Annotated in this window: 14 protein-coding genes; 9 read left to right on the forward strand and 5 right to left on the reverse strand. The window is 64.1% G+C overall.

All coding sequences use genetic code 11. The annotated features are described in order from the left end of the window. The first annotated feature begins 348 nt into the window (after positions 1–348). Positions 349–3,441: a PD-(D/E)XK nuclease family protein gene (locus tag LC531_RS12750; protein WP_223650744.1), complete on the forward strand. Its 3,093-nt coding sequence runs from the start codon at positions 349–351 to the stop codon at positions 3,439–3,441. Positions 3,442–3,602: 161 nt separating this feature from the next. Next, the gene (locus LC531_RS12755) at positions 3,603–5,387 is read left to right on the forward strand and encodes a chloride channel protein (protein ID WP_223650745.1); all 1,785 of its coding nucleotides are present in this window, start codon (positions 3,603–3,605) and stop codon (positions 5,385–5,387) included. A gap of 18 nt (positions 5,388–5,405) precedes the next feature. Here LC531_RS12755 and LC531_RS12760 read toward each other — a convergent pair whose 3' ends face one another. After that, complete coding sequence (locus LC531_RS12760; RefSeq protein WP_223650747.1) at positions 5,406–5,870, reverse strand: MarR family transcriptional regulator; 465 nt, start codon at positions 5,868–5,870, stop codon at positions 5,406–5,408. A 124-nt stretch (positions 5,871–5,994) separates the two neighbouring features. Between LC531_RS12760 and LC531_RS12765 the strand changes: the two genes are divergently transcribed. Together LC531_RS12765 and LC531_RS12770 are read left to right on the forward strand one after the other, a co-directional pair. Beyond that, on the forward strand, positions 5,995–7,248 hold the full coding sequence (locus LC531_RS12765; RefSeq protein ID WP_223650749.1) for an FAD-dependent oxidoreductase: 1,254 nt from the start codon (positions 5,995–5,997) through the stop codon (positions 7,246–7,248). A gap of 71 nt (positions 7,249–7,319) precedes the next feature. Then, positions 7,320–8,900: a serine hydrolase gene (locus LC531_RS12770; RefSeq protein ID WP_223650751.1), complete on the forward strand. Its 1,581-nt coding sequence runs from the start codon at positions 7,320–7,322 to the stop codon at positions 8,898–8,900. A 28-nt stretch (positions 8,901–8,928) separates the two neighbouring features. On the opposite strand, the gene LC531_RS12775 is transcribed toward LC531_RS12770, so the two are convergent. The 3 genes from LC531_RS12775 to LC531_RS12785 form a co-directional block, all read right to left on the reverse strand. Next, positions 8,929–10,131, reverse strand: coding sequence for a cation:proton antiporter (locus LC531_RS12775; RefSeq protein WP_223650753.1), 1,203 nt, complete (start codon positions 10,129–10,131; stop codon positions 8,929–8,931). Positions 10,132–10,255: 124 nt separating this feature from the next. After that, a complete protein-coding gene (locus tag LC531_RS12780; protein ID WP_223650755.1) occupies positions 10,256–11,851 on the reverse strand; it encodes an FAD-dependent oxidoreductase in 1,596 nt (531 codons plus the stop codon). A gap of 60 nt (positions 11,852–11,911) precedes the next feature. Beyond that, positions 11,912–12,526 (reverse strand): TetR/AcrR family transcriptional regulator, encoded by a 615-nt coding sequence (locus LC531_RS12785; protein WP_223650757.1) that lies wholly within the window; start codon positions 12,524–12,526, stop codon positions 11,912–11,914. A 133-nt stretch (positions 12,527–12,659) separates the two neighbouring features. Between LC531_RS12785 and LC531_RS12790 the strand changes: the two genes are divergently transcribed. Continuing rightward, positions 12,660–13,916 carry a BaiN/RdsA family NAD(P)/FAD-dependent oxidoreductase gene (locus LC531_RS12790; RefSeq protein WP_223650759.1) on the forward strand — a complete coding sequence of 419 codons (1,257 nt, stop codon included), beginning with the start codon at positions 12,660–12,662 and terminating at the stop codon, positions 13,914–13,916. Between the two features lie 10 nt (positions 13,917–13,926). Here LC531_RS12790 and LC531_RS12795 read toward each other — a convergent pair whose 3' ends face one another. After that, positions 13,927–14,178 carry a hypothetical protein gene (locus LC531_RS12795; RefSeq protein WP_223650761.1) on the reverse strand — a complete coding sequence of 84 codons (252 nt, stop codon included), beginning with the start codon at positions 14,176–14,178 and terminating at the stop codon, positions 13,927–13,929. Positions 14,179–14,351: 173 nt separating this feature from the next. On the opposite strand from LC531_RS12795, the gene LC531_RS12800 reads away from it, so the two are divergent. The 4 genes from LC531_RS12800 (at position 14,352) to LC531_RS12815 (ending at position 21,387) form a co-directional block, all read left to right on the forward strand. Next, positions 14,352–15,821, forward strand: coding sequence for a diadenylate cyclase (locus LC531_RS12800; RefSeq protein ID WP_223650763.1), 1,470 nt, complete (start codon positions 14,352–14,354; stop codon positions 15,819–15,821). A 137-nt stretch (positions 15,822–15,958) separates the two neighbouring features. After that, entirely contained in the window at positions 15,959–16,810 is an 852-nt protein-coding gene (locus LC531_RS12805; RefSeq protein ID WP_223650765.1) for an N-acetylglucosamine kinase, read from the forward strand. A 158-nt stretch (positions 16,811–16,968) separates the two neighbouring features. After that, positions 16,969–19,551 carry a membrane or secreted protein gene (locus tag LC531_RS12810; protein ID WP_223650767.1) on the forward strand — a complete coding sequence of 861 codons (2,583 nt, stop codon included), beginning with the start codon at positions 16,969–16,971 and terminating at the stop codon, positions 19,549–19,551. An 87-nt stretch (positions 19,552–19,638) separates the two neighbouring features. Continuing rightward, positions 19,639–21,387: a glycosyl hydrolase 53 family protein gene (locus LC531_RS12815; RefSeq protein ID WP_223650769.1), complete on the forward strand. Its 1,749-nt coding sequence runs from the start codon at positions 19,639–19,641 to the stop codon at positions 21,385–21,387. The last annotated feature ends 37 nt before the right edge of the window (positions 21,388–21,424 follow it).

Below are 21,424 nucleotides of genomic sequence, written 5' to 3' on the forward strand. Positions count from 1 at the left end.
GGGCGTGGCAGCCAGGAGCGGGCAGTTGGGCGGGGGCTGTTGCGCGTTGTGGGGGTCATAGCGGGCGCAGTAGCCCGCAGCCCAGCATCGAGGGCAGCCTCCAATGGGAGCCGATGGCGCGGCGGGCGGTGGGCGTTTGCCGGGTAGCGATTTCATCAGTAAGAGGTGAGTAATAATAAAATAAAAGACAGAGAAGCGGGCGGTTTTAGGTTATTGAATAGGATATATCAAAGCCTGGGCCAGCCTTGCGGTCTATCAAGCAAACTAGACGAACACCCGTTTTGGCTAGCCCAACGCCCGGCCGGGGCTAGCCATTGGCCGGGCTGGGCAGCCGTATCTTTGGCTACCATGCTGCCCTCCCCTATTCTGGCCGCGCCGCCGCGGGCGATGCCGGCCCCTACCCCCTCCTTTTTGGCCGAGGTGGCCGCCGAGCTGCTGGCCACCCACGACGCCGAGGCCCTGGCCGACCTGGTGGTGGTGGTGCCCACCCGCCGCGCCGTGGTGTACCTGCAAAACGAGCTGGCCCTGGCCACGCCCGAGGGCGAGGCGCTGTGGGCCCCGCGCATCGCGGCAATGGAGGACTATATAGTGGACCGCGCCGGGGTGCAGGTCGAGGAGCCGATTGCTTTACAGCTGCTGCTGTTTGACATCTTCAAGGGCATTGACCCCGACTTGCAGTTCGACCACTTTGTGGGCTGGGGCGGGCTGCTGCTGCAAGACTTCTCGACCCTCGACCAGCACCTGGCCGATACCAAATCCCTGTTTGCCTACCTGGCCGAGGCCAAGGCCCTGGAGCGCTGGCAGCTGGACCCGGAGCTGAAAACGACGGGGCTGGACCGCTACTTTGGCTTCTGGGGGCAGCTGCACAAGGTGTACCTGCGCTTCAAGGCCCGGCTCAAAAAGGAACACCTCGCCTACCCCGGCCTGGCCTACCGGCGCGCCGTGCAGCGCCTGCGCCGCGAGCTGGCCAACCCCAAATTGGCCCTGCCCGCGCACCACGTCTTCGTGGGCCTGGGCGGGCTGAGTAAGGCCGAGGAAACGTTTATCAACCTGCTGCGCAAGGTGGGCCGGGCCACGATTTACCTCGATGGCGACCCATTTTACCTCGAAGAAACCGCGCCCAACCGCGCCGGGCAGGCCCTGCGCCGCTACTGGAAAGACTGGGACTTGCCCCGCGATGATTTCACCTACCAGGAGCACCTGCGCGGTCGGCCCCACCACGTGCGCCTGCTGGGCGTGGCCAACGCCAGTATGCAAGGCAAGCTGGCTGGCCAGCTGCTGGCCGAGGCCCGCCAGCGCAACCCCGCCGCCACCGTGGCCGTGGTGCTGCCCGATGAAACCCTGCTGCTACCCGTGCTCCACGGCCTACCCCCCAAAGAGCTGGTGCCCGACTTCAACGTGACGATGGGCCTGAGCTTCCAGAGCACGGCGTTGTTCAACCTGGTGGATTTGCTGTTTGAAGTGCATTTGACCGGCATTCGGGAGGGCGAAGAAGGCAAAGATTTTGGCGTGCCGAAATACCACCACCTGGCCGTGACCAAGCTGCTGGCGCACCCCTTCTTGCGCCGTTATCAGCAGTGGCAGGACGCGCAGGCCGATGCCCCGCAGTACCACGGCCTGCTCAACGGCATTTGCCGCGAAATCGTGCAGCGCCACCTGGTGCTGCTACCCGCCACCGAGCTGCTGCGCCTGGGCCACGGCCACCCGCTCATTGAGGCGCTATTCAAGACCTGGAACAACTGCGACGACATCATCCGGGCCTGCTACGCGCTCATCGACCTGCTCAAGCGCGTGTACGACCACGCCCATGAGGGCATGGAAACCGAGTACCTGTACCTGTTTTACACCCTGGTGCGGCAGCTCGATACGGCCTTCGACTGTCGCCAGCAGCGCCTGAGCGTGCGCTCGTTCCGGCGCTTTCTATATGACCAGATGCGGCGCACGCGCCTGCCCTTTGCCGGCGAGCCGCTGGCGCAGGTCCAGATAATGGGCCTGCTCGAAACGCGGGCCCTGGACTTCGACCACGTGATTATTCTGAGCTGCAACGAGAACTCCCTACCCCCCCCCAAGCGGCAGAACTCGCTGTTTCCCTACGACGTGCTGGCCGAGTTCAAGCTCCCCACCTACGCCGACGCGGAGGCCAACGCGGCCTATAATTTCTGGCGGCTGCTGCAACGCGCCGGCCGCGTGGATTTGGTGCACGTGCTGCCCGGCGCAGAAGGCGTGCGAACCGGCGAGCGGAGCCGGTTTTTGCGGCAATTAGAGTTTGATTTGGCGGCGCAGAACCCGGAACTGGTGCTGGAGGATAGAACGGTGGGGGTGGTTGCACCTGGCACCTCACCCCCCCTACCCCCCTCTCCAAAAAAGAGGGGGGAGCCGGACGTAAATGGTCAGGATAGCATGACCGGTGCCCCCTCTCTTTTGGAGAGGGGGTCAGGGGGTGAGGTGCCGTTGGGCGACCTTACCCTCCACAAAGACGGCCCCATGCTGGCCGCCCTGCGCGGCGTGCTCGAACGCGGCCTCTCGCCCTCGGCGCTGAACGAATACCTCGGCTGCTCGCTCAAATTCTACTTCTCGCGCATTGCCCGCTTCCAGGAGAATGAGGAGGTGGAAGAAGCGCTGGGGGCCGATGGCTTCGGCACGGTGGTCCACGACGCGCTGGAAATGCTGCTCAAGGTTTTTGAGGAGGAAAACCGGCCCCTCACCGCCGCCGACCTGCCCGCCGTACTGGCCGCCGTACCGGCCGAGGTAACGCGCCAGCTGCGCCAGGAAAGTCCTGACCGCCAGGCCCGGCCCGATGATGGCCTCAACCACGTGCTGGGCCAGGTGGCGGTGCGCCTCATCCGCAAGTACCTGGAAAGCCTGCCGGCGCAGCCCGGAATACTGCCGCTGCACATCGTGGGCCAGGAAAAGCCGATGGCCGCCACCGTATTCGTGGACCTGCCCGGCGAGGCTACCCCCCTGCCAGTGCGCCTCTTCGGGCGGGCCGACCGCATTGATGGGCTGCCCGACGGCCGCCGCCGGGTGGTGGACTACAAAACCGGCCTCGTGGAGCGCCGCGAGCTAAACCTGCGCGGCACCCAAAAGCCCCTACCCCCCGCCGAAACCGTGGAGCGCCTGCTCAAGGAGTCGAGCAGCGGGGCCGACAAGGTGCGGCAGCTCTGGCTCTACCGCTTCCTGCTGGAAAGCGACGAAACCCACCCCGCGCCGCCCGGCTCGGAGGCGGCGATTATGTCGTTGCGCAAGATTGACGAGGGCCTGCTCTCCGCCCCGCTCGAATTTCTGCTCGAAGGCACCGGCGAGCCCGACTTCCTCCGCGCCAGCGCCGTGCTGGTGGGCCGCCTGGCCCGCCGCATCCTGGACCCCGCCGAGCCCATCCGCAAAACCGACGATTTGGCCAAGTGCGCGTATTGTCCTTACAGCGGCATTTGCGCGCGGTAAGGTTTTTGTAGTTTCTAGTTAAAGCAATTTGTCCTTGCGAGCGCAACGAAGTGGAGCGCGGCAATCTTTCCTTGTCGTTCACATCGTTGGATTTACTAACCCAGGCGTGAAGGAAAGATTGCCGCGCTGCGCTCGCAAGGACAACGATTTAGCCCGCCCTATTGAAAAAGCTCTTCTTCCGCCTACTCAATCCCCTACTGCTCTGGCGCTTGCGCCACGTCAGTGAGCGGGTGTACGTGGTGTGGCTGGCGGTGCTGGTGGGCGTGCTGGCGGGCCTGGCGGCGGTGGCCCTCAAAACGGCGGTGCACTGGCAGCAGGCCCGCCTGGCCGATGCCGTGACCGAGCCCAACCGGGTGTTTGCGCTCTCGCTCTACCCCCTCATTGGCATCACGCTCACGGCGCTTTTTACCAAGTATTGGCTCAATGGTAACCTGGGCCGGGGCATTGGGCCGATTATCTACAGCGCGGCCCGCGAGAATGCGCGGGTGCCTAATTCCAAGCTCTATTCGCAGCTCATCACGGCTTTTCTCACGGTGTCGTTTGGCGGCTCGGCGGGCACAGAGGCCCCGATTTCAGTGACGGGCGCGGCGCTGGGCTCCAACGTGGCGCGGGTGCTGCGGGCGGGCCGACGGCGGCGGCGGCTGCTCACTGGCTGCGGGGTAGCGGGCGGCATCGCGGCCATTTTCAACGCGCCCATCGCGGGGGTACTGTTCGCGGTCGAGGCCATTTTATTGGAGCTGCCGGCGCAGTATTTTATTCCGCTGCTCATCTCCTCGGCCACGGCCACGGCGGTGTCGAAGTGGCTATATGCGGGGCAGCCGTTCGCGCTCATCACCCACTCGTGGGTGCTGCACACGGTGCCGTTTTATCTGCTGCTGGGGCTGCTCACCGCGGCCTTATCGGTGTACATGATTCGGACTTATTACTGGTTCGATAACTTTTGGGGGCGCTGGCCGGGGCTACGCTGGCAGAAGGTGCTGCTGGGCGGCACGGCGCTGGGCGCGCTGATATTCCTTTTTCCGCCGCTCTACGGCGAGGGCTACAACGTGGTGGAAGAGCTGCTGGCCGGCCGCGCCGCCAACCTCACCGACGGCAGCCTTTTCTCGGTATATGGCGATAATAACGTGTGGCTGCTACTGGCACTGGCCTTTTTTACTATTTTAATGAAGGTGGTGGCCACCAGCGTGACGGTGGGCGCGGGCGGCAACGGCGGCATGTTTGGCTCGTCGCTGGTATCGGGGGCGCTGCTGGGATTTTTATTTGCCCGGCTCGTGAACATGACCGGGCTGGTGGCGTTGCCCGAGGTGCATTTTGTGGTGCTGGGCATGGCCGGCACGCTGGCGGGCGTGGTGCACGTGCCGCTCACGGCCATGTTTCTGATTGCCGAAATAACGGGCGGCTACGCCCTGTTCGTGCCCCTGATGTTCGTCACCAGCCTTTCCTACCTCATTACCAAGCACTTCGAGCCGTACTCGGTGTATACCCGCAAGCTCACGCAGAAGGGCGTGGACGTGTACGCCGACCGCGACCACGACCTGCTGGCCCGCCTCGACCTGCACCGCCTCATCGATACCGACTTCGTGCCCCTGCGTCCCGGCACTACCCTCGGCGAACTGGTAGACGTGTTCCGCCACGCGCATCGCAACGTGTTTCCGGTGGTGAGCAAAAATGGCAAGCTGCGCGGTATCATCGCCCTCGATATGGTGCGCGATGCCCTCTTCGATGAGGAGCACTACGATACCATCAAGGTGAGCCACCTCATGCAGCCGCCGGTCGCCGTGGTCAGCCCCACCGATACCGTGGAGCACACCCTGGACCTGCTGGAGCGCACCGCCAGCCCTACCCTCCCCGTGTGCGACGAAGACGACCACTACCTGGGCTTCGTGCAGACGGCTGCCATCCTGGCCCGCTACCGCCGCGAGCTGATGGAAGAGGGCAACGGGTAGAAACCGCCGCAGGCAGTGCTACTGCGCCAGCTTGGCGGCCTCGGCCTGGGCCAGCGCGATGCTTTTCTGGTAATGACCCACCAGAAAAGCCAGCTGCTCGTCGCTCAGACTCTGGTAGAGCGCGCCCGCCGCCTGGGCCATGGAGGCGTATACCGCCTCGGCTTGCCGCATTTTTTCCGGTACCAACTCAATCACCACCTTGCGCCGGTCGGTGGGGTGCGCCACCCGCCGCACAAAGCCGGCCCGCGCTACCCGGTCAATAACGTTGGTAACGGCTCCACTCGTAAAATTCAGACTATCAGCTAGTTGTCCGGCCGTGAGCGGCCCGGCCGCCAGGAGCAGCGAGAGCGTTTTTGTGTCCGTTAAGCTCAGTTGGAGCTTGGTGGCAACGGCCTGCTGAAAGAGCGCCGTTTCGGTACTCAGTGCCTGGGCCAGCTTGAGCACCTGGGCCATTAGTACCGGCTTATTGGAAGAGTCAGTCATATAAAGCGCCGGGCCAAAAGCCGTCTTTTTTATCTTTATTGTTAAGATTCTTTTTTATTAAGACAAAATCTGCTAGCTTTGCGTAAGGTTTATCACTCCCCTCCCCGGCTTTACGTCAGCACTCATGCCAGTTTCTCAGCCAGCTCCTCCCCGGCTTCATGTGCTCATTATTGGCGGCGGCATTGGGGGGCCAGCGTTGGGGCTGTTCCTGAAAAAAGCGGGTATTTCCTGCGCCGTGTACGAGACGCACCCCTTCACCGAGCAGGTAGGGGGCGGGTTGAACGTTGCCTCGAATGGCATGAATGTCTTGGCTGAGTTAGGGTTGGCCGATACGCTGCTTTCCCAGGGCACGCCGGCTCGGCATTTTATCTTCAAAAGTAGCCAGGGCCGCCGCTTGGCCCGCGTGCGGTACGGCGACCCAGCCCGCTACGGCCAGCCCTGCGTGAGCATGACGCGCGCCACGCTGTTTGCAACGCTCACGGCCGAGCTGCGCGCCCAGGGCATCCCGGTGCATTACCAAAAGCAGCTAACGGCCCTCACCGAGCGGCCGACCGGCCTAACGGCCCATTTTGCCGACGGCACCGCGGCCGAGGGCGACTTGCTGGTGGGGGCCGATGGCCTGCATTCGCGCACCCGCCAGCTGCTGCTGCCTACCGGCCCCGGCCCGGCCTACGTGGGCATCATCGGCATCGGAGGAATGCCCACGCTGGCCCAAGTGCCGGAAGCTGGAGCCGAGGATAGCCAGAATCTGGTGTACACATTTGGCCCCAACGGTTTTTTTGGCTACGGCGGCAGCGATGCCGGCCGCCTGATGTGGTGGGCCAACCTCCCGCAGCCCCGCGAGCTGAGCCCCCAGGAGCTGCGCGACCTCGACCCGGCCGCAGTGCAACAGGCCATGCTGGACCGCTACCAGCACTACCCGGCCCCTATTCCGGCGCTCATTCGGCGCACGCCGCTCCCTTTCAGCGGCAACGTGTACGATGTGCCTACCCTGCCAACCTGGCACCAGGGCCGGGTAGCGCTGCTGGGCGATGCCGCCCACGCCGTGAGCCCAAACGCGGGCCAGGGCGTTTCGCAAGCCCTGGAAGATGCCCTGTACCTGGCCCGAACGCTGCGCGACTGCCAGGGCGACTACGCCTGGGCCTTCAGGCAATACGAGCGCGAGCGCAAGCCCCGCGCCGAAAAAGTGGTGGCCGAAGGCCGCGCCCGCGCCGCCGACAAGGAGCTGCTGAGCCCGTTTGCTTCCGCGCTGCGCAACTTGCTGATGGCGCTGTTCATCCCTTTATTCGGCAAAAAAAGCACCGACTGGATGCTGTCCTACCGCCTCGACTGGGCGAGTAGCCAGTACCCGGAGAGCCCGCCGGAAAGCTTTCGCTAATATCTGGAAGCTAGACAAGGTAAGCAAAGCGCCCTTCGTATTATTGCCTCTCAAACAAAGCAACCTACTGCATGTCAGCTTTTCTACGCCGGGTAGTATCAGTAGGAGCAGTGTGGCTGGCCCTGGCTGCCCCGCGCAGTAGCCACGCCCAAACGCCCCTTACCAGCCCGCAGCTCGATAGCCTGGTGGGGCGGGCCATGCGCACGTTTGACGTGCCGGGGCTGGCGCTGGCCATCGTCAAAGATGGGCAGGTAGTGTGCGCCAAGGGCTACGGGGTGCGCGTGGCCGGCACCCGGCCGGCCGTGGATGCCAACACGCTGTTTGCCATTGCTTCCAACAGTAAGGCGTTCACGGCGGCGGCGCTGGGCATGCTCGTCGATGAAGGCAAGTTGGGCTGGGACGATAAAGTAATCGACTACCTGCCCGAGTTTCGGCTCTACGACCCCTACGCGACGGCCGACTGCACCATCCGCGACCTACTCACGCACCGCAGCGGCCTGGGGCCGGGCGCGGGCGACCTCATGCGCTCGCCCGACTCTACCCGGTTCACCATCCCCGACGTTATTCATAATCTGCGCTACCTCAAGCCAATAGCGCCGTTTCGGAGCCACTACGCCTACGACAATATTCTGTACCTGGTGGCCGGCGAGCTGGTGGCGCGGGTGAGCGGATTGAGTTGGGATGAGTTTATGGAGCGGCGCATCCTGGCCCCCTTGCAAATGCGGGCCAGCCGCGCCGCCTACGACCGCATCGACCACCGCAAAAACCCCAACGTAGTGTTGGGGCACTACGAAGTAGCCGGCCACCCGCAAGCCATCGCCACCAGTACCACCGAGCTGGATGTGGGGGCCGGCGGCATCTACAGCAGCGCCGCCGACATGAGCCGCTGGATGCTGACGCAGCTGGCCGGGGGCCGCTACGGCGCGGGCCAGCGGCTATTCAGCGATGCCGTGGCCAAGGAGATGTGGACGCCCCAAACCATCATTCCGACTTCTAAAAATGGGGACTACAACACCCACTTCGGCGCGTATGGCCTGGGCTGGTTTCTGGTGGATGAAAAGGGCTATAAAGTGGTCTTTCACACTGGGGGCGACGAGGGCCAGATATCCGAAATAACGCTGGTACCCGAGCTGAACCTGGGCATTACGGTGCTCACCAACCAGGAGGGCGGCGGGGCCGTGCGCGCCCTCCTGGACCAGCTGGTGGATGGCTACCTGGGCCTGCGCAGCACCGACCTCGTGCAGTACTGGGCCGACCGGGTGAAGGCCCGCGCCCAGGCCGCCGACACCACGGCCGCCGCCGTGTGGCGCGAAGTAGACCGCCACCCGGCGACTACAGCCGCCGAGGCCCAAACCTACGCCGGCACCTACCGCGACCCGTGGCTGGGCGAGGTGCGCATTTCGCAACGCGCTGGCGGCTTGTGGTTTCAGGCACTGAAATCGCCGCAGCTGCGCGGGCCGCTGCGGCCGTACCGGGGCAATACGTTCGCCGTGCGCTGGGCAAATCCACTGCTCCGAAGTGCCGATGCCTTCGTAGTGTTTGCGCTCAATACCCAAGGCCAAGCCAAGGCCATGACCATGCAGGGTATCTCGCCGAATACCTCACCGGCCTACGATTTCCAAGACCTGGATTTCAAGCGGGTAGTAAAGTAGCGCGAACTGGGCTGCCCGCCCTACCCCCTCAAAACTCAATGGCGGCCGTTTGGCGCTGATGACTGACTACCAGGCCGGCCATCATCAAAATGCTAGTGAGCAGGATAACCACGAACAGGATATTCTCGCTCACATCGCCGAGCAGGTGCTGGGCCGGGATACTGTAAAATAAGAGCACCGTGATGAGGCCCTTGGGGGCGATGAACAGCTCGGGCAGGAGGTCCGTTTTGGCGATGTAGCGCAGGTACACGTAGCGGATGGCCGTGAGCACGCCCACTATCAGCAGGCCCTGGCCCAGCAGCTGCCAGCTCATGAGGCTGGGCAGGGTGATGGAATAGCCGAAGAGCAGAAAGAAAAACGTGCGAATAAGAAAGGCCGACTCGGCGGTGATGTTCTTGAGCTGGTGCAGGTCGGGGGCCAGGTCTTCGGCCGTGAAGCCGCGCCAGCCGGTGCGCAGGCGCAGCCAGCCCAGCAGCAGGTCGGCATTGTTCACGGCCAGGCCGAAGGCCAGCACCAGCAGCAACGACGAGAGGTGCAGCTGCTTGGCCAGGCTATAAATCAGAATCAGAAATGAGAAGAGCAGGAAAAACTTGACGTGCTCGCGCAGGCGGCCCAGCAAAAAGCTCAGCAGCACGGTGCTCACGATGGCCACCACGATAACCAGCACTACCCCCCGCCCGAAGGTGAGCAGGCCCTGGCCCTGGTAAAAGTCTTCCTGGTCCACAAAGTTGAAGAGCATGATGCCCAGGATGTCGGAAAACGTGCTTTCGTACACGATAAACTCCTGCTTTTCGCCCGTGAGGCTGGCCACGCTCGGGATGGCGATGGCGCTGCTGATAACCACCAGCGGCACGGCATTGAGCAGACAGGTTTGCCAGCTGGCCCCCAGCCACCAGTGCAGCAGCCCACCAATAGCGGCGGCCTGGGCCACCAGCATGAGCGCCGCCGCGAAGAACGAGCTGCGGATGAGCGCCACCTTGTCGCGGCTCAGACGCAGGTCGAGCGCGCCCTCCAAGACTATCATTATCAGCCCGATAATACCAAATATTTCGAGTACCGTTTTGGGAACGTGGAGGTCGATACCCTGGTACTCGGCCCACTGCCGCAGGCCGATACCGGTGAGCAGCAGCAGCAGCACCGACGGGATGCGCGTGGCCCGCGAGGCCAGGTTGAAGACATAAGAAAGAATGACGGCCAGGCTCAGGCCAATCAGGATGCTGTAAGAACTCATAGGGCCCTAGGGTACGGGCTAGAACGGGCCGCGTTGGCGGGCAGCCGGTATTTGTGCTGCCCGCCCCAGTCCCTACCCCACCTTTTTACCCGTTGCCGCGCTACTTAGGGCCGTAATTGGGCGGCTACGCGCCGGCCGGGCGCGGCAGCCAGCGCTGCAGCCACGCCAGCACGGCGGCGCGGCCGGCGGCATCGGCCCGCGCCACCACGGCGGCGTAGGCATCGGGGCGCACCAGCACCAGCGCCGGGCCACGGCCAAAAGCATCGGTAAATGGCCCGGCATCTTCGGCGGCGGCAGCGATAATTTGCACGGCCAGCCAGGGCTGCCAGGGTTGCAGCTGGGCCAGCCAGCTGGCGGGCAGCGGCGCGGGGCCGACGCACAATAGCGTCAGGCGCGAAGGGCTGAGCAGCGAGTAAAGCGGCACGCTCCCAGAGGCAGCGGTGGGCTGCACGTCGGGGTCGGGGAGGCGGTCGCCGCCGCGCAGCTGCCCGCCCGCGTGGAACGTCTGCGACAAGGCGCTGGCGCGGTAGTCGGCCGCCACCTGGCTCAGCACGGCCGCCCCTTTGTGCTGCACGAAGCTGGAGCTGAGCAGCAGGGGTAGGGCGTGGGTGAGCAGGGTGTGCACCAGCGGGTTGGTCGAATTAAAGGCGTCGGTGGCTTTCTCGGTGGTGTTCACTACCCCCCTGATAACGGGCAGCCGGTCTTGCGCGTAGGTATCCAGTAGCGCGGCCGGGGCCTGGCCGTGCCAGACCAGGGCTAGCTTCCAGCCCAGATTCACCATGTCCTGGATGCCGGTATTCATGCCCTGCCCGCCGGCCGGCGAGTGCAGGTGGGCCGCGTCGCCGCCCAGCAGCACCCGGCCCACCCGCAGCTGGTCTACCATCCGGCTGTTGATGTGAAAGCGCGAGCTCCACACCAGGTCGCGCAGGCGGGCCGGGTGGCAGGCCCCGGCATCGTAGAGGCGCTGGAGCTCGGGCAGCGTGGGCGGAGCCGTGCTGGTAACTTCGGGGTCGGTGGCAATAAGCCGAAACCGCCGGTCGCTCATCGGAAAAACCGCCACCAGCCCGTGCTCAGCCAGGAAAATGGATAGCTCATCGTCGGGCAGGTCGCCATCGAGGTGCAGGTCGGCCAGGGCGTAGTGCTGGGGGAGGGAGGTGCCCGGAAAGGCTAGCCCCAGCGTGTGGCGCACCAGGCTGTGCGCCCCCTCGGCGCTGAGGAGGTAGGCGGCGGCCAGCTCCTCCAGCTGCCCGCCCGGCCCGCGCAGCACAGCCCGCACGCCGGCCTCGGTCTGGGCCAGCGCCACCAGCTCGGTGCCCCACTCCACGGCCACGCCCTGCCGCGCCACCTGCTCGCGCAGGAGGCGCTCGGTTTCGGACTGCGCCAGCAGCAGAATAAAGTTGTAGCGGCTCGGAATATCGCGCAGATTCACCTGCGCCAGCTGCTTTTCCGAATCGTAAATAGTGGCGGCCCAGGCCCGGTTGCCCAGCGCCAGCATGGGGGCGGCCACGCCGCGCGGGGCCAGCAGCTCCAGCGTGCGGGCCTGCACGGCCAGCGCCCGCGAGGTGGTAGCCGGCTCGGTGCGCTGCTCGATGAGGCGCACCGGCACGCCCAGCCGCGACAGCTCCAGCGCGGCGGTGAGGCCGGTGGGGCCGGCACCCACAATCAGGATGGGGTTGGTTTCGGGCACCAGCGCAACCGGGGCATCAGGTAGCTTGCTCATGAGTGAGAAGGGATAAGATGAAAAAATTAACCAGTTGGTTAAGAAATAGGCAAAAAAATATCAGGGCGTAATTGCCTGAATCACAAACTCGGCCACCGCGTGCTGCCGCTTGGCCAGCTCGGCCTGCATCTCGGCCGCCGACAGCCCCAGCACCGCCTGAAACAGCGGGCGGCCCAGAAACGGAAATATCAGCATCGACACGATATTGAGCAGCAGCTGCGCCGTGCCAACGGGCCGGATGTGGCCCTGCGCCTCCGCGGCTTCCACCTGCCGCCGGAAGCTGGCCAGCCGCCCGCCCGGCTCATTGCCCGCTACCAACCCGGCAAAAAAACGCGGGTTGCGGTTCAGCTCATTCACGATGAACAATGGCAGCAGCGGATGCGCCTGCAAAAATTCCACGTACTCCTGCGCCAGCCGGCGAATTTTCCCGAATAATTCCTCCTCGGCCTCCAGCACCAGCCACAAGCGCGGCACCAGCAGCCCCAGTGTCTGGTGCACCACCGTTTCGGAAAGCTTCTCTTTGCTGCGGAAATAGTAGTGCAGCAGCGCTTTATTAATACCGGCCCGGTCAGCAATTTCCTGCATCCGCGCCCCAGCCAAGCCCTTTTCCAGAAAAACAGCTTGCGCAGCTTCCAGGATTAGCTGTTCGGTCGAAAGCTTGGATGTATCAGTCATGTCGAGGCAAAGTTAACCATTTGGTTAACTACTGACAGACTGCGCAAAAAGTTTCGTTCTTGGTTTGCACTACCAGGACTATTATACTTATTCGACGACTTTTTGAGCAGCTTCCTAATTTTGTTTCCCGCCCATGCCCCCGCCTCCCGCCCCGCTACCCATTTCCGCCCCGCTTGTAGCCGTTGTCGGCGGCGGGCCGGCCGGCCTGCTGGCTGCCCAGCGCCTGGCCGAGCAGGGTTTTCGGGTGCGGGTGTTTGAGCAGAAGGCCACCGTGGGGCGCAAGTTTCTGGTGGCGGGCCACGGCGGCTTCAACCTGACCAACGGCGAGGGGGTAGGACCGATGGCGGCGCACTACGGCGCGCAGGCCGCTTTTTTTGGGAAGCTGCTGGCCTACTTCTCCCCCACCGATTTGCGCGCCTGGGCCGCCAACTTGGGCATTGCCACCTTCGTGGGTAGCAGCGGGCGCGTATTCCCAGAGGCGCAGCACAAGCCCGCCGACCTGCTGCGCGCCTGGTTGCGCCGTCTGAGCGAGCTGGGCGTCGAAATCCACGTGCGCCACCGCTGGCTGGGCTTTTCGGGCGAAACCGGCCTGCGCTTTTTAGACGAAAAAACCGGCGCGGAATTTACCCTCACGCCCACTGCCACGGTGTTGGCCCTGGGCGGCGCAAGCTGGCCCCAAACCGGCTCCGATGGCCACTGGACGCGCCTGCTGGCCGATATTGGGGTGGCGTGCCGGCCCTGGCAACCCGCCAACTGCGGGGCCGAGGTGGCGTGGTCGGCTTATTTTAAGGAGAAAGTGGGCCGCGCCCCGCTCAAAAACATTGCTCTGAGCTGCGGCGGCCACACCGTGCGCGGCGAAATATTACTCACCGACTACGGCCTGGAGGGCACGCCCGTGTACGCCCTCACGCCGCAGGTGCGGGCCGCGCTGGCGGCGGGCGGCCCTACCCCCCTACTGCACCTCCACCTAAAGCCCGACCTGCCGCCCGCCGAGCTGCGGGCGCGGCTGGCGCAGCGGCGGCCCAGCACCTCCCTACCCCACTTTCTGGCCGAAGCCTTTAAGTTCAAACACCCGGTGCCCACGCTGCTGCGCGAGCTGGCCGGCCCTACCCCCCTAGATTTGGTGGAAGCCCTCACGGCGCTGCCCGTGCCGGTGGCGGGCCTGCGGCCGCTGGCCGAGGCTATCTCGTCGGCGGGCGGCGTACCGTTTACGGAAGTGGATGAAAACCTGATGCTGCGCCGCCGCCCCGGCACCTACCTGGCCGGTGAGATGCTGGACTGGGAAGCGCCCACCGGCGGCTACCTGCTGCAAGGCTGCTTCAGCACCGGCGCGTGGGTGGCGAAATCAGTCATTAGTCAGCAAGTCCAGCAATCAGGGTTTGATAGCTGACAATTAAAATTCAGCTATTGATGGATTTTTTTTCCGATTCTTTCAGAATCTGGCGGGCTTCGCGCAGCAGCTGGCGGCCGGGGTCTAGCTCATCGCGGGCGATGAGGGCGAAGAGCAGCAGAAACGACACGATGGGCAAGAGCCAGCCCAGGGCAAACCAAACCCAGAATGAGCGCCCGCGCGAGGCGGCGCAGTAACCCGTCACGATGGGGATGAAGGAGATTCCCGCCGCCATCATCAGAATTATGTCAAGAAGGGGCATAAGCGGATGGAGGCTACGGGGTGAGGGCCGGGCGGCGGAGCGTCTGCCCGAAGTTACAACAACTGGCGGTAAAAAAAAGCGCTGGGTTGGGCATTACTATTTTCGGTTTTTTTACGTAAGCCCGCACAGGCCCTGGCGGACACTGCCCCCTCGCCCCACCCCGACGACCACTTATGTGGGAACACCAAAGCTTGTTTCGCGTTTCGGCTCAGCTCTTTGCCGAAGGTATTTTTAATTTGCTCGACCGCAACCTGCGGCCTGAGGTTTTTCTGCTGGGCCTGGCCTCAGGCCGCGAGGAAGACGACCCCGAGAGCGTGGTGGTGGAGCCCACCAGCCTACGCTACGGCCCGGCCGATTTTGGGGGTATCAAGACGCTGGCAGTGACTTTCGAGGCGGCCGACCTAAGCCCGCGCGACAACGTGTACCACCTGCACCCGCAGGACCACGACCGGATGGAAAAGCAGCACTGGTACGAGCTGGTGTGCCGCGCCACTGACCAGACCTTGCAGGAGCTGGTGGCCGCGCGCGGTGAAAACCGCCGCTGCTTCTGCTCTACCCCCCTCAACCTCAACGGTTATCTGGTGGTGGTGGTGGTGCAGCTGGCCGCCGATACCTACAATTCGTATTACACCCTACCCGGCAAGCCGGGCCCCAACCGGCCCGGCTCCTTGCCCCACGCGGCGGTACTGGAGTTTTTGCACGAGTGCACCCGCGCCCTGCGCGAGGCCGATACTGCTGACAACGAGCAGCCGGTGCTGGACCGCGACTACAACGAGGTGTTGCGCGGGGCCGGCCGCCGCCTGATGCTGCGCATTTCGCCGGCCAATGCCCACGGCCTCTACGATGCCTGCCTGGGCGTGGCTGCCCTGCGCCACGAGGGCGATGAGGCCCGCGGCACCATGCTCATCGGGCGGCGCCAGCACGCGGCCATTGTGCCGGTGCTAACCCTGGAAACCCCCGTGCCCCTGCGCGACCACCGCTCCATCCGCAAGCTGCTGGAGCTGACGGAGGGCCCCACAGGGCTGGTGTCGGATGCCACGCAGGTGTTTGGGCTGGGCCACATTGTGGACGAAACCGATGCCCGCTACGAGCCCCTGGCCACGGTGCACTTTACCAACCACTATGGCTGGGAGCTGCGCCACGCCGGCCACACCCTAATGCGGGTGGTTAGCAACACGCCGCGCCTGCCCCAGGGCAAGGTGCAGGCCGACAACTTTGCCCGCGTGGCGCGCCGGGTATTTCCGGAGGTAGACGACGCGGGCGTAGCCTACCTCTGGGAGTTGGCCCTGGAAGCCTCCAACCAGAGCCACGGCACCATGCTCTGCATCTCGGCCGGGGCCAAGGCCGAGGCTGAGCGCCTGCGCCGCCAGTGCTTCCGGGTGGTGCCCCGGCCCATGCTGGCTCCCGTGCTGCGCCAGGCCAGCAGTATTGACGGGGCTGTACTCATCGAGCCCACCGGCGTATGCCACGCCATTGGGGTAATACTGGACGGGCAGGCCACCGAAAAGGGTGATACCAGCCGCGGGGCGCGCTACAACTCGGCCGTACGCTACGTCAGCTCCTCACCCTACCCCTGCCTGGCCGTGGTGGTGAGCGAAGATGGCTGGATTGACTTGCTGCCGTCGGCGATTAGTAGTAAGTAATGGGCAATGAGTAATGCCGACGCTGCTTATAAAGACAAGGAGCTGTCCGCTACTCCCACTTGGAAGCAAGAACGACTAACCGGCCTTTTCTTTACGAACGAATTACCCATTACCTACTACCCATTACCTCCTTGCCCATGATACTCATTGCCGACGGCGGCTCGACCAAAACCAGCTGGTGCCAGCTCGCTGACACGGGCCAGCGCGTGTATTTCAACACGGAAGGCTACAACCCCGACTTCGTGGACACGGCCACCATCGTGGCTTCGCTGCGCAAAAGCCTGCCCGATACGCTGCCCCGCACCGAAGTACGCGAGATTTATTTCTACGGCGCGGGCGTATCGAGCGCCGCCAAGGCGGAGGTGGTGGCCGCCGCCATGCGCGAGGTATTCACCGGGGCTAATAAGGTGGAAGTGACCGAAGACCTGCTGGCCGCCGCCCGCGCCCTGCTGGGCCACTCGGCGGGCTTCGCGGCCATCCTGGGCACGGGCACCAACTCGTGCATCTACGACGGCGAGAAAATCACCTACAACGTGGATTCGCTGGGCTATTTTCTGGGCGATGAGGGCAGCGGCTCGTTCCTGGGCAAGCGCCTGCTGCGCGACTACATGCGCAACCTGCTGCCCGACGGCTTGCAGGAAGCCCTGCGGGAGGAATATCAGCTCGGCCACCGCAACGACATCATCGACCGGCTCTACAACCAGCCGCTACCCAACCGCTTTTTGGCCAGCTTCGCCAAGTTTGCCTACGACCACAACAACGTGAGCTACTGCCGCCAGATTGTGGTGGAGTCGTTCGAGGCGTTCTTCCAGAACATTGTGATGCATTATCCTGATTATCAAAAGCTTAGCTTCAACTGCATTGGGTCGGTGGCGTATAATTTCCGCGATGCGCTCACGCAGGTGGCCAACCACCACGGCATGCAGGTGGGCAAGATTATCCGCTCGCCCATCGACGACCTGGTGAGCTTCCACGAGGGCGAGCGGTAGGCCGCTTCGCTGGCTTTGATTACTGAAGGAACGTCATGTAGACCGAAGGGAAGCATCTCGCCCGCGCCGTTGGAGTAGGGCCCAAGGATGCGAGCGAGATGCTTCCCTTTGGTCTGCATGACGTTCTGTTTACTTCATTCACAGCTAATTATTAAGCAATGCTTCGCTACTGCTTTTTATTCTTAGCCACGCTGCTAGCCCTTTTCACTCACGCGCAAGCCCCTACCCCCCCACCTACGGGCGACGTGTTCGTGGACGCACATGGCGTGCTGCGCTGGCAGAAAACCAAGCGCGAGGTGGCGCTTTTTGGGGTAAACTACACCGCGCCGTTTGCTTACTCGTACCGGGCGCTGGGCCAGCTCGGCATCCGGCCCGAGGATGCCATTGACCAGGACGTGTACCACCTGAGCCGGCTGGGTATCACGGCCTTCCGGGTGCACGTCTGGGATATTGAGATTACCGACACGCTCGGCAACCTGCAGCAAAATGAGCACCTGCGGTTACTTGACTACCTGATTACTAAGCTTAAGGCGCGGGGTATCAAGATTATTTTCACGCCTATTGCCTATTGGGGTAACGCCTACCCCGAGCCCACGAACACGGGCCGGGGCTTTTCGAGTATTTATGATAAGGGCCAGGCCTACACCAACCCGCGGGCCATTCGGGCGCAGGAAAATTACCTGGGGCAGTTTCTAAACCACCGCAACCAGTACTCGGGCCTGCTGAACCGCGAGGACCCCGACATTATCGCCTACGAGGTGTGCAACGAGCCGCACTACCACCTGCCCCTACCCCCCGTACTGAGCTTCGCCAACCGGATGGTAGCCGCCATGCGCGCCACGGGCCTGACCAAGCCGATTTTCTATAACATTGCCGAAAGCCCGCAGGTGCACGAGGCCATTCTGGATGCTAACGTGCAGGGATTCAGCTTTCAGTGGTACCCTGAGGGGCTGGTGGCGGGGCACGAGCTGCGCGGTAATTTCCTGCCCTACGTGGACCAGTACCCGCTGCCTTATACGGGCGACCCGCGCTTTGAGCGCCGGGCGAAGATGGTGTACGAGTTTGAGTCGGCCGACGTGTTGCAGCCCATCATATACCCGTTTATGGCCAAAAGCCTGCGCACGGCGGGCTTTCAGTGGGCCACGCAGTTTGCCTACGACCCGCTGAGCCTGGCGCCGTACAACACGGAGTATCAGACGCATTACCTCAACCTGGCCTACACGCCGGCTAAGGCTCTGAGCCTGCTCATCGCGGGCCGGGTATTTAGCGAAACCAAGCGCGGGCAGTCGTTCGGGCGCTATCCGGCTGATTCGGTTTTTGGGCCGGCGCTGGTGAGCTACCGCCGCCAGCTAAGCCAGTGGAACAAGCCGGCGGAGTTTTATTACACGAATAACACCAGCGATAATCCAGTGAAGCCGGCCGCCCTGCGCCACGTAGCGGGGGTAGGGTCGTCGGGGGTGGCGCGCTACGGCGGCAGCGGCGCGTACTTTCTCGACCGGCTCGTGCCCGGCGTGTGGCGGCTGGAAGTAATGCCCGACGCCGTACCCGTGAGCGACCCGTTTGCCACCGCCTCGCTACGCAAAGTGGTGACCGAAATTATCTGGAACGAGCAGCCGCTAACGCTCAATCTGACCGATTTGGGCGCTGATTTTCAGCTCAAAGGCTTGAATGAAGGTAATAACACCCAGGCCCAGGCCAGCGGCGGGCAGCTGCGGGTGCGGCCCGGCACCTACCTACTCACCCGCGCCGGCCAGGATAGCCGCGCCTGGACCGCCCAAACGCGGAGCGGGTCGCTTCGGCTGGGTGAGTTCGTGGCCCCGCCGCCCACCCCCGGCCCGCCGCGGGTGTGGCAGCGCCCGGTGGCGCAGGCCACGGCCGGGCAGCCGCTGGTCCTCACGGCTGCGGTAGCCGGCAGCGGCCCGGCCGATAGCATACTGCTGGTGGCGCAGCACTATTATGGGCCGACCCGCACCCTACCCATGCAGCCTACGGGCGCGGGCAGCTGGGCCGCTACCGTGCCGGCGGCCCTCACCTACCCCGGCTTGCTGCGCTACTGGGTGGTGCTAAAACGAGCCGGCCAGCCGGCCCTGACCTTTCCGGGCGGGCAGCCGGGCACCCCACGCGATTGGGATTTTGCGCCCATCACTGCGCCCTGGCAGGTGCCGCTGGTGGCGGCTACTGCACCCTTACCCCTCTTCACCGCCGCCCTCGACCACGACGCGGTGGAGGCCCGAGGCATCGCCAATGGGGCTTATACCGACTACTCCACCACCGCCGATGGCGCGCTGGCCCTGCGCTTCGTGCTGAACCCGGCCAAAGCGGACATGCCCATGACAACTGTCCCCGCTGCCGCGCTGCGCGCCTACCTGAGCTTGAAAACGGCCGGCCGGATGGCTGACTTAGGCAATTTTAAAGAACTGGTTATCAAAGCCCAAAGTAACCAGCCGGCCGCCACCCGGCTGCGGGTAGTGCTGGTGAGCCGCGACGCGGTGGCCTATGAAGCCGCCGTGCCGCTACCGGCGGCAGGCGGCGAGGTGCGGGTGCCACTGCGCACGCTGCGCGCTGCCCCGCTGCTACTCACGCCCCGGCCCTACCCCAGCTTTTTGCCGCTCACGTACAGCCCGGCGAGTAGCCCGGCCTTCCGGCTGAGTGCGGTGGAGGTACTGCAAGTGGTGCTCGACCAGCCCACCGGCCTTATCGAGCCGCTGCGGGTAGACGTGGAATCGGTGAGGCTGGAGTAAATTAACGTCTTCCTTATCTAAAGCCCGGCCTACTTGTGGTAGCAGCCGATTTGACACAAGTATTATTCAACTCTTCCCCACCAGCCCATGCTGCTTTCTACCCGTTTACTACTTGTTTTTCTGCTGTTTGGCGCTTGCTGGCGGCCGGTCGGGGCCCAGACTACCCCCGTTTTTTCCAAAGGAGCCGACATCAGCTGGGTGACGGAGATGGAGGCCAACAACTATAAGTTTTACAACAAAGCGGGGGCCCAGCAGGACCTGTTTCAGCTATTTAAGGGTGACTACGGGTTGAACACCATCCGGCTGCGGGTGTGGGTAAACCCGCCCGGTGGCTACTGCAGCCCCGCCGACGTGCTGGCCAAGGCCCAGCGGGCTCAGGCGCTGGGCTACCGGCTGCTCATCGACTTTCACTACAGCGACACGTTTGCCGACCCCGGCCATCAAACCAAGCCCGCCGCCTGGCAGAGCTACACCGTGGACCAGCTCAAGCAGGCCGTGTACGACCACACGGCGGCGGTACTTACTACCTTGAAAACCAACGGTATCACGCCCGAGTGGGTGCAGGTGGGCAACGAAACCAACGACGGGATGCTCTGGCCCGAAGGCCGCATTACGGTCAATGGCTTCGGCAACTTCGCGGCGTTCGTGGACCAGGGCTACGCGGCCGTGAAGGCGGTAAGCCCCACCACCAAGGTTGTGGTGCACTTTGCCAACGGCAACGATAACGGCGCTTTCCGCTATTACTTTGACGGCTTGCAAACCGCCGGCGCGCGCTGGGATGTGATGGGGATGTCGCTCTACCCCGACGCGGCCACCTGGCCTACCTACACCGCCCAAACGCAGGCCAACATGAACGATATGGTGAGCCGCTACCCTGGCAAGGAGGTGATGGTGGTAGAAGTGGGCCTGGACAGCTACGTGCCCATCGCTACCCGCGAGCTGCTGCTCGACCTTATCGCCAAAACCCAGGCCGTGCCCGGCGGCAAGGGACTGGGCGTAGTTTACTGGGAGCCAGAGGCTTATAACTGGCAGGGCTACAGCAAAGGAGCCTGGGGCACCGACGGCCACGCTACCGTAGGCATGGATGGCTTTTTGCCCGCCCCTACCCCCCCGCTGGTATACAACCCTGGCTTCGAATACTCGGCGGCCACCCAAAATCCGCTGGGCTGGACCACCACCTCGACCACCGGCGACGCCGATGCAGACTACACCGAAACGGGCGGCTACAGTAGCCAATTTCGCCTCACGCACTACAAGGCCACGGCCTACCAGGTTACTACCTCGCAGGTTATCAGTAATTTGCCCAACGGTACCTACACCCTGCGCGCCTGGGCCCAGAGCGGCGGCGGCCAGACGACCTGCCAGCTCTATGGCCGCTCGGGCACGGCCGAGCAGGCCCTGACCCTACCCACTACCGGCACCTGGACGCAGCTCAGCTTGCCGGGCATCGTGGTGGCTAATGGGCAGTGCGAAATCGGCCTACGCTCGGTGGCGGCCGCCGGTAACTACTGCAGCCTCGACGACGTGGAGCTGGTGCCCGCCACCGCCCTGGCTACTACCCCCACCAGCGCCGCCCCGGCCGCCCCCCAGCTCTACCCCAACCCTACGACCGGCAGCTTCAGCATCAGCTACGTGCTCGACCAGCCGGCGGCGGTCACCGTGGCGCTGTACTCGCTCACGGGGCAGCTGGTGCGCGCACTGGCCGCCCTGCCCAGCGCTCCGGCCGGCCCGCACCACCTCGCGCTGGGCACGCTCGACGGCCTGCCCGCCGGCGTGTACCTAGTGCAGCTCCGCCACGCGGGCTACGTTAGCACCCAGCGGCTCGTCAAGCTCTAAGCTCCCTACCCCCCCAAACGCCGGAAAGCCCCGTTGC

Origin of the sequence: Hymenobacter psoromatis, assembly GCF_020012125.1 — a bacterium.
In the GTDB taxonomy this organism is placed as follows: Bacteria; Bacteroidota; Bacteroidia; order Cytophagales; family Hymenobacteraceae; genus Hymenobacter; species Hymenobacter psoromatis.

Coding starts and splice junctions, on each gene's coding strand:
- LC531_RS12780 (WP_223650755.1), bottom strand. CDS start 11,851: ATGAGCAAGCTACCTGATGCCCCGGTTGCGCTGGTGCCCGAAACCAAC.
- LC531_RS12800 (WP_223650763.1), top strand. CDS start 14,352: ATGTGGGAACACCAAAGCTTGTTTCGCGTTTCGGCTCAGCTCTTTGCC.
- LC531_RS12765 (WP_223650749.1), top strand. CDS start 5,995: ATGCCAGTTTCTCAGCCAGCTCCTCCCCGGCTTCATGTGCTCATTATT.
- LC531_RS12790 (WP_223650759.1), top strand. CDS start 12,660: ATGCCCCCGCCTCCCGCCCCGCTACCCATTTCCGCCCCGCTTGTAGCC.
- LC531_RS12760 (WP_223650747.1), bottom strand. CDS start 5,870: ATGACTGACTCTTCCAATAAGCCGGTACTAATGGCCCAGGTGCTCAAG.
- LC531_RS12770 (WP_223650751.1), top strand. CDS start 7,320: ATGTCAGCTTTTCTACGCCGGGTAGTATCAGTAGGAGCAGTGTGGCTG.
- LC531_RS12795 (WP_223650761.1), bottom strand. CDS start 14,178: ATGCCCCTTCTTGACATAATTCTGATGATGGCGGCGGGAATCTCCTTC.
- LC531_RS12805 (WP_223650765.1), top strand. CDS start 15,959: ATGATACTCATTGCCGACGGCGGCTCGACCAAAACCAGCTGGTGCCAG.
- LC531_RS12775 (WP_223650753.1), bottom strand. CDS start 10,131: ATGAGTTCTTACAGCATCCTGATTGGCCTGAGCCTGGCCGTCATTCTT.
- LC531_RS12750 (WP_223650744.1), top strand. CDS start 349: ATGCTGCCCTCCCCTATTCTGGCCGCGCCGCCGCGGGCGATGCCGGCC.
- LC531_RS12810 (WP_223650767.1), top strand. CDS start 16,969: ATGCTTCGCTACTGCTTTTTATTCTTAGCCACGCTGCTAGCCCTTTTC.
- LC531_RS12815 (WP_223650769.1), top strand. CDS start 19,639: ATGCTGCTTTCTACCCGTTTACTACTTGTTTTTCTGCTGTTTGGCGCT.
- LC531_RS12785 (WP_223650757.1), bottom strand. CDS start 12,526: ATGACTGATACATCCAAGCTTTCGACCGAACAGCTAATCCTGGAAGCT.